At 40.2% G+C, this 13,410-nt stretch carries 11 protein-coding genes; 3 read left to right on the plus strand and 8 right to left on the minus strand.

Going from position 1 to position 13,410, the window contains the following annotated elements:
• Positions 1 to 2: 2 nt before the first annotated feature.
• The 4 genes from pheT to rpsT form a co-directional block, all read right to left on the minus strand.
• Entirely contained in the window at positions 3 to 2,414 is a 2,412-nt protein-coding gene (pheT, locus tag ESV85_RS21325; protein ID WP_146921255.1) for a phenylalanine--tRNA ligase subunit beta, read from the minus strand.
• A 117-nt stretch (positions 2,415 to 2,531) separates the two neighbouring features.
• Positions 2,532 to 3,149: a DUF1684 domain-containing protein gene (locus tag ESV85_RS21330; RefSeq protein ID WP_146921257.1), complete on the minus strand. Its 618-nt coding sequence runs from the start codon at positions 3,147 to 3,149 to the stop codon at positions 2,532 to 2,534.
• Positions 3,150 to 3,226: 77 nt separating this feature from the next.
• A complete protein-coding gene (radC, locus tag ESV85_RS21335; RefSeq protein WP_146921259.1) occupies positions 3,227 to 3,922 on the minus strand; it encodes a RadC family protein in 696 nt (231 codons plus the stop codon).
• A gap of 96 nt (positions 3,923 to 4,018) precedes the next feature.
• Complete coding sequence (rpsT, locus tag ESV85_RS21340) at positions 4,019 to 4,273, minus strand: 30S ribosomal protein S20 (RefSeq protein WP_146921261.1); 255 nt, start codon at positions 4,271 to 4,273, stop codon at positions 4,019 to 4,021.
• Between the two features lie 212 nt (positions 4,274 to 4,485).
• On the opposite strand from rpsT, the gene ESV85_RS21345 reads away from it, so the two are divergent.
• Entirely contained in the window at positions 4,486 to 5,421 is a 936-nt protein-coding gene (locus ESV85_RS21345) for a zinc dependent phospholipase C family protein (protein ID WP_223276079.1), read from the plus strand.
• A 454-nt stretch (positions 5,422 to 5,875) separates the two neighbouring features.
• Here ESV85_RS21345 and ESV85_RS21350 read toward each other — a convergent pair whose 3' ends face one another.
• From ESV85_RS21350 to ettA, 4 genes are all read right to left on the minus strand, one after another.
• Positions 5,876 to 7,180 carry a pyridoxal phosphate-dependent aminotransferase gene (locus ESV85_RS21350; RefSeq protein ID WP_146921263.1) on the minus strand — a complete coding sequence of 435 codons (1,305 nt, stop codon included), beginning with the start codon at positions 7,178 to 7,180 and terminating at the stop codon, positions 5,876 to 5,878.
• A 285-nt stretch (positions 7,181 to 7,465) separates the two neighbouring features.
• On the minus strand, positions 7,466 to 8,986 hold the full coding sequence (locus ESV85_RS21355; RefSeq protein WP_146921265.1) for a MutS-related protein: 1,521 nt from the start codon (positions 8,984 to 8,986) through the stop codon (positions 7,466 to 7,468).
• A gap of 228 nt (positions 8,987 to 9,214) precedes the next feature.
• A complete protein-coding gene (locus tag ESV85_RS21360; protein WP_146921267.1) occupies positions 9,215 to 9,565 on the minus strand; it encodes a hypothetical protein in 351 nt (116 codons plus the stop codon).
• Between the two features lie 318 nt (positions 9,566 to 9,883).
• On the minus strand, positions 9,884 to 11,563 hold the full coding sequence (gene ettA, locus ESV85_RS21365; RefSeq protein WP_146921269.1) for an energy-dependent translational throttle protein EttA: 1,680 nt from the start codon (positions 11,561 to 11,563) through the stop codon (positions 9,884 to 9,886).
• 132 nt (positions 11,564 to 11,695) lie between these two features.
• Between ettA and ESV85_RS21370 the strand changes: the two genes are divergently transcribed.
• On the plus strand, positions 11,696 to 12,943 hold the full coding sequence (locus tag ESV85_RS21370; RefSeq protein WP_146921270.1) for a DUF349 domain-containing protein: 1,248 nt from the start codon (positions 11,696 to 11,698) through the stop codon (positions 12,941 to 12,943).
• Between the two features lie 77 nt (positions 12,944 to 13,020).
• On the plus strand, positions 13,021 to 13,242 hold the full coding sequence (locus tag ESV85_RS21375) for a DUF2795 domain-containing protein (RefSeq protein ID WP_024284896.1): 222 nt from the start codon (positions 13,021 to 13,023) through the stop codon (positions 13,240 to 13,242).
• The last annotated feature ends 168 nt before the right edge of the window (positions 13,243 to 13,410 follow it).

Raw genomic sequence — 13,410 nt, forward strand, 5'->3', positions numbered from 1 at the left:
TTCTATGTTCTTATCAAAGCACCAACCTCTTTCTCAAAGGCTTGAATCAATTTACTCATAGTTTTATCAATTACCTTATCGGTCAGTGTATTTTCCTGATCCTGTAAGTAAAAACTTAATGCATAGGCCTTCTTATCTGCATCAATTTTATCACCTTGGTACACATCAAAAACTCCAATTCTTTTTAATAATTTCCCTCCAAATTTCGTCGCAACAGATTTTACCTGATCGTAACTGATGGTTTTGTCTATCACTAAGGAAAGATCTCTTCGTACCTCTGGGAATTTTGAAATCTCCTCAAACTTCTTCAAACCAGTAGCTTTTTTGCAAAGTAAATCCCAGTTTAAATCAGCATACCACACTTCTTGCCTCACTTCTGCCTGCTTCAAAATCTTATCATCAAGCAGACCAATTGTCGCCAATTCCTTTTGACCAAGCATAATCTTCAAGCCATAAGCATAGGGCGCAGTCTCTACCATCGAAAGATCTCCAGGCTGTATGTTCAACTTCTCTAGAATTGCTTCCACTGTTGAATATAAATCTGCAAACGCAAATCCCTTCGTTGGTTCCAACCAGCTTTCGGCAGTCTTTTTCCCAGTAAGGAAAAGTGACAACCTTTTGCTTTCTGAATATCCTTCCTCTGCCTTATGATAAACGGTTCCAAACTCGAAGTATTTCAAATCGGTCTGACGACGGTTTATATTTCTCGCCAGAACCTCCAGCCCAGAGTAAAGCAAACTTTGGCGCATCACGTCAAGATCTTCGCTAAGCTTGTTATAAATAACTACGTTGTCTTTTGGATCAAGAAAACCAGATTTCTCAGCATAAGTAGACTTTGTCAAGCTATTGGTAATCATCTCGTAGTAACCCTGACCTGTCAAAATCTCAGTCAAACGATACTGCAACTTATTCAGGTCTTTCACAGGATGCTCAGCGAGGTAGTCCGTTCTAAGATTCTCGGAAAGTTCCACATTGTGAAAACCATAAATCCTCAACACTTCTTCGATGATATCCGCTTCACGAGTCACATCTACTCTATATGGCTTAGCAGTGGCGGTAAAGCCTTCTGCTGTTTCATTTTCCACTTTGATCTCCAGACTTTCCAAAATAGATTTCACCTGAGCAGGCTCAATTTTCTTACCTATCAGGCGATTTATATGACCGTAATTCACTTCGATCACAAAATCTTGAATCGGCTCTGGGTAGACATCAATAAGTTCGGAACTTACTTTTCCTCCAGCAGTTTCCTGAAGTAGTTTAACCGCCATTTTCAGCGCGTAAACCGGCATATTTGGATCAGTTCCTCTTTCGAAGCGGAAAGAAGCATCCGTCTTCAACCCATGAAACTGACTACCTTTTCTGACGATGTCAGGAGAAAAATAAGCAGATTCCAAGAAAATGGAAGTTGTGCTATCGGAAACTCCAGAACCTTCTCCACCAAAAACCCCAGCTATACACAGTCCGCCCTTTGGATCTTTGATCATCAATTCTTCACCGGAAAGCTTTCGCTTCTTTTCGTCTAAGGTCACAAACTCCGTATCCTTTGGAAGTTTGCCTACGATGATTTTCCCTTCGGAAATTTTCTCAGCATCAAATGCGTGCAATGGCTGACCTAGATCATGTAAAATAAAATTGGTGATATCCACCACATTATTTATTGGCTCCAAATCCAGCGCTTTCAGAAAATTCTGAAGCCATGTTGGAGATGGCCCAACCTTTAAATCTGTGATCACCACACCCGCATAGCGAGGACAATCAGCAGTGTTTTCCACTTCTACCTGAATCGCAGGACCGGAAGCCTCAACTTTAAACTCAGGCGCAGAATCAATTTCTAAATCTCTACCCAAAAGTGCTTTCAAATCTCGCGCAACTCCTAAGTGGGACGCTGCATCAGCACGGTTTGGTGTCAAGCCGATTTCCAAAACCATATCCTGACCAATCTCAATGAATTCAGAAGCTGGAGTACCGTTTGGCAAGTCGGTGTCTAACACCATAATCCCGGCATGGCTGGAACCAATGCCTAATTCGTCCTCAGCACAAATCATCCCTTCGGAAACCTCACCTCTGATCTTTGCTTTTTTGATTTGGAAAGAATCACCCGTAGAAGGATATAGCATTGCTCCAACAGTTGCAACCAATACTTTTTGTCCTTTAGCAACATTCGGCGCTCCGCAAACTATCGGAGAAATCCCAGTCCCTATATCGACTGTAGTTATGCTTAATTTATCAGCATTGGGATGCTTTTCACAAGTCAACACCTCACCTATCACGATCCCCTCAAGGCCTCCTTTGACAGAAACAAATTCTTCAATTCCCTCCACTTCCAAACCGGATTGGGTCAGCAATGCGCCGATTTCCTCTGCCGATTCTGTATGAGGGATATATTTTTTTAATCGATTTATAGAAATCTTCATCAGTAAAACTATGTATGCAAATCTGAATTGATCTGCGTGATAAACAAAAGGGGTTCGAAAACCCCTTTTTATTCAATAATGCGTACAAATTTAAGAGATTTGAGCTAGTCAGAAAGGCTATTTCTCGTAATTTTTCTCCCCAACAGGAATTGGTATGTCCAGTAAATTTTCCTTAGGAGGAAGTGGGCAACCATAATCGGGATTATAGGCACAATAAGGATTGTACGCTAGATTGAAATCAATCGTGATACTATTCTTCCCATCCTGACGGGCGTTGATATATCTACCTCCGCCATAGGTGTCCACAGCACTGGTTTCATCTGCGAAAGCCAAGAAAAAATTGCGCTTATCAGGCTCATTCATTGCTTGGAGTAGCAAGAGTTTCTCAGACTTTCCATTGAGCTCAAATTCAGCCCAGGAATGCTCTATGTATTTTTCCTTCGTCCCGTCCGTAAGCGGAACTTCTCTCACCTTCCTGTCCTCTATTGTCACCATACGAGCCTTCACCTTATAAGTCGGATCGATTGGATAAAAATTCAATTTGGTAAATGATTGCTTCTGCTCATCTGTCAGTGGCGATTCGAAATTAAAGCGGATAAATTTGAACTGTCTTTCACGCTCTGCCTCGATCTTTTCGATGTAATCTTCAGGAGTTTCGGCACTCGTTAAGGTGTAAACCACCGCAGCGAACACCACCACTGAGATAATCAAAAGTATAATTGTATTATTTTTCATGTGTTAATAATTTCCATTCAAAGGCCAACTAGCCTGTTGAGAATATACCTGATTTAAGCAGGTTATTTCCTGAAGAATTAGAGTATGCCGTCATCGGCGAAGCTAAAGTAGCCAACATCTGTAAAAATCACATGGTCAAGCACAGGCAAATCTAATTCCCGACCTACTTTGACCAATCGTTGAGTGAGGCGTTTGTCTTGATCTGATGGACTTAAATTACCACTGGGATGATTGTGAACAAGTATTATTGACTGAGCTAGATGCTCCAATGCTATTTTAAAAACGATTTTAGGATCTACTACTGTTCCTGCCGTACCGCCTTGGGACACGAGATACTTTTTCATTACCTGATTGCCTCTATTCAATAAAATCAAATAAAAATACTCAACCTGCTCATCAAGTAGCTCGGGGCGCATCAGATCATAAATATCCTGCGAACTGGTAATCTTAGGCTTTACCACAGGTTCGGAGTCCTTCCTCCTCCGAGCCAATTCCATCGCTGCGATAATAGAGATGGCTTTTGCCTCCCCTATTCCTTTGAATTTCTTCAAATCCTGAATTGAAAGTTTTGCCAAAGCTCGAAGATCATAATTTACACTGGCAAGAATGTGCTTCGAAAGATCCACTGCACTCACAGAGGGAGTACCCGAGCCAATCAAGATTGCGATGAGTTCGGCATCAGTAAGTGCTGATCTACCTTTGAGAAGAAGCTTTTCGCGTGGGCGATCTTCTTCTGCTAGCTGGGAAATTTTGATAGAGGAGTAAGTATCCATAGTGATCAATTAAAAAATGATTTATGAATTTAAATACTTCAGGGCACAAAAAAAACCCTGACCAGCAGGGTTTTAGAGAAATAAAATCTTCTAAAATTAACCTAGTGCGGTAACGAACCTGGCCAATCTTGATTTTTTGTTGCTTGCGTTGTTCTTGTGAATCACATTCTTCTTAGCCAATTTATCCAACATAGAAGATACTTTCTTGTAAAGCTCAGAAGCTTCTACTTTATCAGTAGTTGCTTTCAATCTTTTGATGAAAGTTCTAGTCGTTTTAGCCTGATATCTGTTTCTCAAACGCTTAGCTTCGTTTGCACGAATTCTCTTCAGAGCTGATTTGTGATTTGCCATATCTTAATTATAATTGAATTTCTTTACGTGTCCCTATTTCGAATCGGAGTGCAAAGTTATTAGAATTTATTAAATCCGCCAAAGGAATTTTAAACATTCCTCTTGTTGCTAGCCTTTTTCAAATCCAATAATTTGTCTAAACACCCCTTATGGCTGCAAATATACCTTTTATCTAGGCATTTACCTGATAAAGATTTTGATTATTTTTAGACATGAGAACTTTTCTTATCTGGATATTTCCACTTTTTTTAATTTCAGAGACATCAATCACCTGGGGTTTTTACGCACATTCCTTGATAAATAGGCTTGCTGTGTTTTCTCTTCCCGAAGAAATGATTGGTTTTTACAAACCTCATATACAGTACATTACTGAGAATGCTGTGAATCCTGACCGCAGAAGATATGCCGTGGAAGGAGAAGCTGAAAAGCACTACATAGACTTGGATTATTATGGCGATTCAGCTATGCAAATACTTCCGAAATACTGGAATGAAGCAGTAGAAAAATTTTCTGAGGACAGCTTAAGAATGAATGGAATTGGGCCTTGGTCAGCATATTTTACTTTTCTAAACCTTACAAAAGCTTTCGAATCCAAAAATTCAGCTGCCATATTAAGACTGTCTGCAGACTTGGGGCATTATATAGGTGATCTGAACGTCCCGCTTCACACTACTGTGAATTATAATGGGCAGTTGACCGATCAAGTCGGAATTCATGGCTTCTGGGAAAGTCGCGTTCCTGAGCTTCAGGCTAAAGATTATCCACTTTGGGTTGGTCAGGCGGAATATGTAGAAAAGCCTCAGCTAGCTTTATGGGCAGCCGTAGAGGAAGCACACGCAAAAGTTGATAGTGTATTGTACATCGAAAAAGAACTGACGAAAAACTTCTCTCCTGATCAAAAGTATGGCTACGAGGAGAGGAATAATTTAACAGTTCGGGTTTATTCGAGGGAATTTACAGAAGCCTATGCCTTAGCGCTAAACAGCCAAATCGAGCGACAAATGAAGAAGTCTGTTAAAATGATTGCTGATTTTTGGTTTACTGCCTGGGTAAATGCTGGGCAGCCAGACTTGTCGACTTTTACTAAAGAATCAGGCGAAGAGGAAATTATAGTACCTGATTCGAAGATCAAAGTGAGAGATCATTGAAAATCCAGTTGGTAGTATTCAGTCGCAGTGGGCAGGGTTAAGCTTGTCTACCGAAGGTAAGTAGTCAGTTTTTGGCACGTCATTGCGAGGGAGGAACGACCGTGGCAATCTCATTAAATCAGCATTTACTTAATCGGAAGTAACGAGCTCCGCCCAATGCGACTGAACATCAAAAAGACAGGTGATCGGCTTTTATGGATGCCACTCCAAACATATGGGTTTAACGATATGAATTATGGAAGAGAATTTTTTTAACCGCTAAGGCGCAGAGGGCACAAAGAACACCGCAAAGATTTTTGTCCTTTTGTAAAAATACTTTCAACGAAAACTTGGCGTTCTCCGCGGCTCTGCGGTTAAAATAATCTTGTTATGGAACACGTTTTGGTCCAAGTCTGAAGACTTGAACCAAATAGAGATTAAAACCCTCCGAGGGTTTTGGAACCCTCGGAGGGTGTCAAGAATTCAAATAAGCCTTAATCGCTCTTCCAATTGCCCGAAATGTATTCTTAAATACCTCTTCATTTTCCTCCAAAAGCGTCACCCGGAAGCCTCTCAAATCAGAACAAAAAGAAGAGATAGGAACAACACAAATCTGCTCAGCCGCCAACAGATTATAAACAAATCGCTTATCCATCGGCATGTTTTTCTCTTCCAGCCAGGAATCAAGTAAGCTTTTCAACTTCTCATCTTCGATTGGTAAAAACTGGTCTTCCTTTAATACTCCCTCGTCAAAAACGATGGTATTATAAAAAGCTCCTTGGGTCGGATTAAACTTGATTCCAGGAATATCTCCTAAGATCTCACGCATCCAATCACTTCGCTTTCCAATTTGAGCATTCGCTTCTTCTCTATACTTGAAGTAAGCTGGATGCTTCATGATTTTCGGGATGGCAAGCTGCGGCAAAATAGTAGAACAGACCTCAATCATCTTCGCATTCTCCAATGTCTGACAAAGCTTAGAGAACTCTTTGGAAGATTCCCTATTATAGAATTCCATCCAACCACAGCGTGATCCTGGCCAAGGGAATTCCTTGGAAATTCCTTTTAGAGAAATAGCTGGTCTATCTCCGATTACTTCAGCAAGTGGAACAGCCGTAATACCGTTATACGTGATATTTTGGTAGATCTCATCTGTAATAAGTAACAGATTAAACTCCTCTGCAATTTTCACAAAAGCCTCCAAAACCTCCCGTGGATACACCATTCCCGTTGGATTATCCGGATTGATAATCAAGATTCCGACAATCGAAGGATTATAGCGAACCTTTAAATACAAGTCTTCCATATCTGGAAGCCATTGATTATCGGGGTCAAGTTTGTAGGTAATCGGAGCCGCATTAGCATGTGCAGCCTCAGCAGAACTGTGCGTGCTATAAGCCGGAGATGGGCCAATAATCCTCGCCGTAGGGATCAAAAATTGATACAACTTTGCAATAGCATCCCCTAGCCCATTAAAGAATAAAATGTCTTCTGCGGTAATTTGAGTCCCACCTCTTTCATTGGTAAGGTCAGCCAGAAACTTTCGGGTGCCTAATACCCCTTTAGAATCCGCATATCCATAGGTCTTATCATCTTTCATAAGATCAGCGATGATATCCTTCATCCAATCCGGCACATGATTGCTCTTTTGGATAGGGTCGCCGATATTTTCCCAAGTCATGGAATAGCCCAAGGCTTCGACCTGACGCGCTTTCTTCACGATTCCACGAATCTCGTAGGTCAATTCTTCCGCTCCGGATCTTAGGAGTTGCTGTCTCATAGGTTTGTTAGGCTGAATGCAAAATAATTCGGGTGCAAAGAAACGAAAAAGAGGAATGAAAATTATCTAAATGGATAAAAGTTGAAATATTTGAAATCCGAGTAATTAGTAAAATAGAACCAATGATGAAGATTACAAATCTTCGGATCAGGCTTCGAGATTACAAATCTCGAAGAGCGAGATACATTCTTCATGATATGAATTACCAAAACATAGCCCCGGGTTTTAACCCGTGGGATTAATGTGAACTTCCCCTAATCATAAGAATGGCTTCAGCCATTTCACTTAGCTATCTAATCTATCCCTAATTTTATCTAAAATCCCTTTAGGATACCCCATATCTCTCAACACGAATACAGCATTGGTACTATCCAAAACTCCGGTTCGAAGTTTGAAATCGTATTGATATTTGCCAGCCACATCGTGTCCGGTAAAGTAGAAAAACATAAAATCCGGAAGCCCATGAACCAACTCCAAGTCATGTGTCGTGGCAATCACTATAGAATTTTTCTGGGCAAGTTGTTGCAGTACCTCAGAAGAAATCACCAATCGCTCCCGACTGTTGGTGCCTTTGAAAATCTCATCGATTAACAGCAAGTTGAAACCATTCCCTTTTTGGACAGAAAGCATTTCTTTCATTGTCTCTGCCTCACTGTAGAAATAACTTTTGTCACTTTCCAGCTCATCAAAAGTCTGGATAGAAGAATAAATTTTCAGTTTGGGTAGACTCAGCTCCGAGGCAAAGGGACAATTAATGGTCTGGGCCAACAGGCAATTCAAACCTATAATTCGCAGGAAGGTGCTTTTTCCTGACATATTAGCGCCGGTGATCAAAACCCCATTGCAATCAATCAGTATAGAGTTTTGAATAGATCCTGAAAGTAAAGGGTGAAACATTCCTTTGCCATCTAGTTGCAGGGAATCACGCTCTTGAGGTAAGGTAATCGAAGAGTCCGACTTTCTAAGCTGCCAAATGGATAGCGCAAAATCCAGGTAAGCAACGTACTCAAAATTATCTTCTATAACGCTTCGCTTCTCTCGTATATCTTTTAGTAGGGAATAATAGAGCAGGGTTTCAATCAGGAACGAAGCCTTAAACAACTCCAAAATGTACCCAGCCAATTCCGCTAATTCACTAAACCCTTTTATTCTTGGTTTAAGCACGGATGCCTTAAAAATGAGTTCTCCTACCTTTTCGATTTCTGGCTGTTTGGGCAGGAAAATTTCTTGATTTTTTGATTCTTTAATAATAGTCTGCGACATGGCTAACATTTCTCCAAGCTGCCCAAATGTCCTTGACTCAAGAGAAACAGTCAGTTTGCTCCAATAATGAATGATGAAATTGCAGGTAACCACTAGTATCGCAGGTAAAGCCATCCATTGTATGAAAAATACCGAGGCTACACTAATAAAAGAAAGTCCCGATAGGATATAAAACAAGATGATATACCAGGGATTTTTAGGCGTTTCTCTTTGAAAAACATTACACAAAAAATAGGAGTCATTTTTTGACAAGACTTCAAGTTTACGTGTCAAAAAAGATTCAAAACCGGGATTTTTCTCAAACGTCTCAATTGTGGATTCTAACCGTTCATCAACCAACGGCCCCTGCTTCACCAATCGAAGTGAATAATACAGGTATTGCTCTCCGTATTTGGTAAGGGTATGATCAATTCTCAGAAATACTTCATCCATGCCTAAGTCATTCCAGAGTTTATCAGAAACATCCTGAAAGAATCCGGATTTAGCGACTTGCTGGTAATACTTGCTTATTATATCAAAATCCAGATTGACTGACTTTTTCATTAAAAACTATTGAGGTTACTTTTTTTAATTTTAAAGAGCTAAAAGATAAAAATCGGTTCATTGAACTAAACCTATAAAAAATAAAAACCTCCTCCAAGCCTGATTATCAAGATTGAAAGAGGTTTTATTATTATTAACAAATAATTAGATTTTCAGCTTTTTCACTTTAGCTTTCTAAATTCGTCCTTAAGTCACATCCACCAGGTAACCCTGAATCCTATAAAAAAATCAAAGTATTTCTCTATGCGTGACATCGGTCAAGTAAACAACTGCATAACCAAAGAAATAATATATCAAATCCGAAAAATCAAAAGTGCCAACTGGCCCTGGAAAAAAGAAACAAAATACCTCTTGACTTACAAAAACAAATAACACTAGCAAAGCATTAGTATTAGCAAGTGTTTGGTTTTTATATGGTGGAGTAAGCAGGTGATAAAGGACAACTACAGAAACCAAACCAACACCAGAATCTGCTAAACCAAAATCAAAAAAACCATAAGAATTCTGAAATGGCCTATAATGACTGGCTAGGACATAGCCAACTAATAAAATAATTATAATCTTTAAAAAATTAAACATTACGGATCTGCTTAAAATCATTGGTTCCCCTTGATATAGACTAATAAACTCCCTCCCACTGTTCAGGTCCCGATAACCATGGCGATATAATCCTGAAACTATATCATTTGATGTAAAACTGAGTAACCTTTGAGATTTGTAATACCTCGAAGGATTTAAAACTTCCGACCGAACTTCGAGATTACAAATCCCGAAGAGCAGATTTATTGAACTAAACCTATAAAAAATAAAAACCTCCTCCAAGCCTGATTATCAAGATTGAAAGAGGTTTTATTATTATTAACCGAAGAATAAGCTTTTCACTTCAGCTTTCAGACTTTACTTCAAATTCTTATATCGAATTCTTCTTGGTTCCACATCGCCAAGCCTTTTCTTCTTATTCTCTTCGTAGTCGGAGAAGTTACCTTCAAACCACACTACCTGAGAATCTCCTTCAAAGGCCAAAATATGTGTGCAGATTCTATCGAGGAACCATCTATCGTGGGAAATTACCACGGCGCAACCACCGAAGTTCTCCAGCGCTTCTTCCAGCGAACGAAGTGTGTTCACATCCAAATCATTGGTAGGCTCATCGAGAAGCAATAGATTCCCGCCTTCTTTCAGCGTCAAAGCCAAGTGAACTCGGTTTCGTTCTCCACCAGAAAGCACACCGACCTTCTTCTCCTGATCTCCTCCACCGAAGTTAAACTTGGAGACATACGCCCGTGAATTCACTTCTTTATTGCCAAGCATCATCAACTCATTTCCTTCGGAAATCGTCTGAAAAACTGATTTATTAGGATCAAGAGCATCATGACTTTGATCCACATAAGCCAATTGTACGGTCTCTCCTACTTCGAAATTACCCGCATCTGGCTTTTCCTGTCCAGTGATCATCTTAAAAAGCGTGGATTTACCCGCACCGTTTGGTCCAATCACCCCTACGATACCTCCCTGCGGCAATGCAAAAGTCAGGTTTTCAAAAAGCAATTTATCTCCAAAAGCCTTAGAAACTCCATTTACTTCAATCACTTTCGCTCCCAAACGAGGTCCTGGAGGAATGAACAGCTCCAACTTGGCTTCTCTTTCCTTCGACTCCTCTCCCACCAATCTATCGTAAGCGCTCAATCTGGCTTTACCTTTTGCCTGACGAGCTTTCGGAGTCATACGAATCCACTCCAACTCTCGCTCCAAGGTTTTCTGACGCTTGGATTCGGTCTTCTCTTCCTGCTTCAATCGGTTTTGCTTCTGATCCAGCCAAGAAGAATAATTGCCTTTCCATGGAATACCTTCACCGCGATCAAGCTCAAGAATCCAACCCGCTACATTATCCAAGAAGTATCTATCGTGAGTTACCGCGATTACGGTTCCTTTATAATTTTTCAAATGTTGCTCCAGCCAGTGTACAGATTCTGCATCCAGGTGGTTGGTAGGCTCATCGAGCAAAAGTACATCCGGCTCCTGCAGAAGAAGTCGGCAAAGTGCTACTCTTCTCTTTTCACCACCCGAAAGGTTAGCGACGTTAGCATCACTAGGAGGAAGTCTAAGCGCATCCATTGCTTTGTCTAGCATCACGTCAAGTTCCCAAGCGTTAGCCGCGTCAAGCTTCTCCTGCACCTCTCCTTGCTTTTCGATCAGCTTATCCATGGCATCAGGATCTTCCATAAGGGCTGGATCCATGAATTTCTCATTGATAGCTTCGAATTCTTTTAGCAAAGCAACAGTCTCTGAAACTGCTTCCTCCACTACTTCTTTCACTGTTTTGGTTGGATCAAGCTTTGGCTCCTGCTCCAGCATACCCACAGTATAACCTGGAGACCAGACCACTTCACCTTGGAATTCTTTGTCCATTCCGGCAATGATTTTCAGGAGAGAAGATTTACCTGAACCGTTCAAACCAAGAACCCCGATTTTGGCTCCATAAAAAAATGAGAGATAAATATCTTTGAGTACTTTTTTCTGAGGCGGGAATATTTTTGAAACTCCTGCCATGGAAAAGATGATTTTTTCTGCGCTCATGCGTTATATTTTTACTTTGAAATTGCACTTAAGATTCAAAGATGGCAAAAAAACCGCTTTCTTAGGATAAGTGCTTTTGAATTAATTAATTTGCGGAAATTCGAAAACCGCCACCTAACCTACTGTAGAGCAATGGAGCATCCGTATGGATATATCAAAAACGACAAAGTTTATTTGAAGGGATTTTTGGGTCAGGAAGATAGGGTTATCGGAGAAGTAAAAGAAGATGAGGCCTCTACACTTAAATACTTTGAAGAGCGATTTGAGCAACTCAAAGAAAAAGTAGCCAAACTCAAAAATAACATTCAGGAAAACCAGAATAAGGGATCTTTTCTAATGAAACTCATTCACCTCAGAGAATCTCTGATGCAATCTGATGCATTGGGTGAATTTGAACCTCTTATCAAGGACCTAAGCGAGCAAGAGGATTACCTGAACGAAATCATTCAGGTAAATAGAACCAAAAATCTTGAGGTCAAGAAAACTTTAATTCTTGAAGCTGAAGAAAGAAAAGACGATACGGACTGGAAAGAAACAACGGAGTTTTATAAGGAACTCAAACTTCGCTGGATCAAAACTGGCCCTGTAGACAAAGAGAATCAAGAAGAAATAGAAGACACTTTCAACGATATTGTCCAACATTTCTTTGAAAATAGAAGACATTTCTTCGAAGGACTTGCGCTTCAGGCAGAAGAAAACATCAAAGTGTACGAAGCCTTGGTAGTTCAGGCTAGGGAAGCACATGATTTCCCAGACGCTAAAACAGCTTTTGAGATATCAAAGAAAATCCAACGGCAGTGGAAAGAAGCGGGAAAAGTACCTGCGGACAAGAGACAACCTCTTTGGGATGAATTTTCAAAATTAAACAATAGGATTTTCTCCAGATATAAAAGAACTCTCCAGACTGGCCCTCAAATGAACCCTCGGGAACTAATGCGGAAAGTGGAGACTTTAACGGAAGAGATCAAAGGCTTGTCAGGAAAATCTTCCTCTTATGAACTCATAGGAAGAGCAAAAGAGATTCAGGAAGAATGGAGAAAGCTGCCACAGCGTAAGCCGAGAGAGGCGAACTTGATCGTTAGATCATTCCAATTCTTCTCTGATATCGTATTTGAAAAGGCTTTCCTAGAAAAACTAGTTCACGGAAAATATCCTGACTTTGACGAGAAACCAGAAATGGAACAAATTCAGATCAAAACCGCTTTACTAAAAGATTTATTGCACAGAGATCAAATTGAGCTGGAAGCGGCACAAAACAATACGGAGAATTTCCGCGTTCAGTCAGCTGATTTTGACATAATGATGAAGAAAAAATTATTTGCGGTGAAGAGAAAAGTGGATGTGAAAAATTATATTTTGAAACAACTTTCTTTTAAATAGAAATACACCGCTGATTATTACAAAAAAAGAATAATTTTGCAACCCTTAAACTCCGGAACTCCTTTAAAATAAACACTATGTACTGGACACTCGAATTAGCATCCTATTTAGAGGATGCACCCTGGCCAGCCACCAAGGATGAATTAATTGATTATGCCATCCGATCCGGCGCGCCAATGGAAGTAGTAGAAAACCTACAAGAATTAGAAGACGATGGGGAACCATATGAGACCATCGAAGAGATTTGGCCTGATTATCCGACCAAAGACGACTTCTTCTTCAATGAAGACGAATATTAAACACAAAAAGCCCTGAGTGATCAGGGCTTTTGTTTTTTGATTGTCTCGTCCTGAAATAAGTTGACACCAAATCGACTTATTATGGAAAAAGAAAACCTCTCTAGTGTCAAGGGGAAAAAGCGTTCGCAACGTGATTACAATTTAGGCTTTAAATTGACCCTGATTTCC

Origin of the sequence: Algoriphagus aquimarinus (assembly GCF_007997215.1) — a bacterium.
GTDB classification, from domain to species: domain Bacteria; phylum Bacteroidota; class Bacteroidia; order Cytophagales; family Cyclobacteriaceae; genus Algoriphagus; species Algoriphagus aquimarinus_A.

Excerpts from the sequence above, each read along its gene's own strand:
- pheT (WP_146921255.1), bottom strand. The coding sequence starts at position 2,414 with ATGAAGATTTCTATAAATCGATTAAAAAAATATATCCCTCATACAGAA.
- ESV85_RS21330 (WP_146921257.1), bottom strand. The coding sequence starts at position 3,149 with ATGAAAAATAATACAATTATACTTTTGATTATCTCAGTGGTGGTGTTC.
- radC (WP_146921259.1), bottom strand. The coding sequence starts at position 3,922 with ATGGATACTTACTCCTCTATCAAAATTTCCCAGCTAGCAGAAGAAGAT.
- rpsT (WP_146921261.1), bottom strand. The coding sequence starts at position 4,273 with ATGGCAAATCACAAATCAGCTCTGAAGAGAATTCGTGCAAACGAAGCT.
- ESV85_RS21345 (WP_223276079.1), top strand. The coding sequence starts at position 4,486 with ATGAGAACTTTTCTTATCTGGATATTTCCACTTTTTTTAATTTCAGAG.
- ESV85_RS21350 (WP_146921263.1), bottom strand. The coding sequence starts at position 7,180 with ATGAGACAGCAACTCCTAAGATCCGGAGCGGAAGAATTGACCTACGAG.
- ESV85_RS21355 (WP_146921265.1), bottom strand. The coding sequence starts at position 8,986 with ATGAAAAAGTCAGTCAATCTGGATTTTGATATAATAAGCAAGTATTAC.
- ESV85_RS21360 (WP_146921267.1), bottom strand. The coding sequence starts at position 9,565 with ATGTTTAATTTTTTAAAGATTATAATTATTTTATTAGTTGGCTATGTC.
- ettA (WP_146921269.1), bottom strand. The coding sequence starts at position 11,563 with ATGAGCGCAGAAAAAATCATCTTTTCCATGGCAGGAGTTTCAAAAATA.
- ESV85_RS21370 (WP_146921270.1), top strand. The coding sequence starts at position 11,696 with ATGGAGCATCCGTATGGATATATCAAAAACGACAAAGTTTATTTGAAG.
- ESV85_RS21375 (WP_024284896.1), top strand. The coding sequence starts at position 13,021 with ATGTACTGGACACTCGAATTAGCATCCTATTTAGAGGATGCACCCTGG.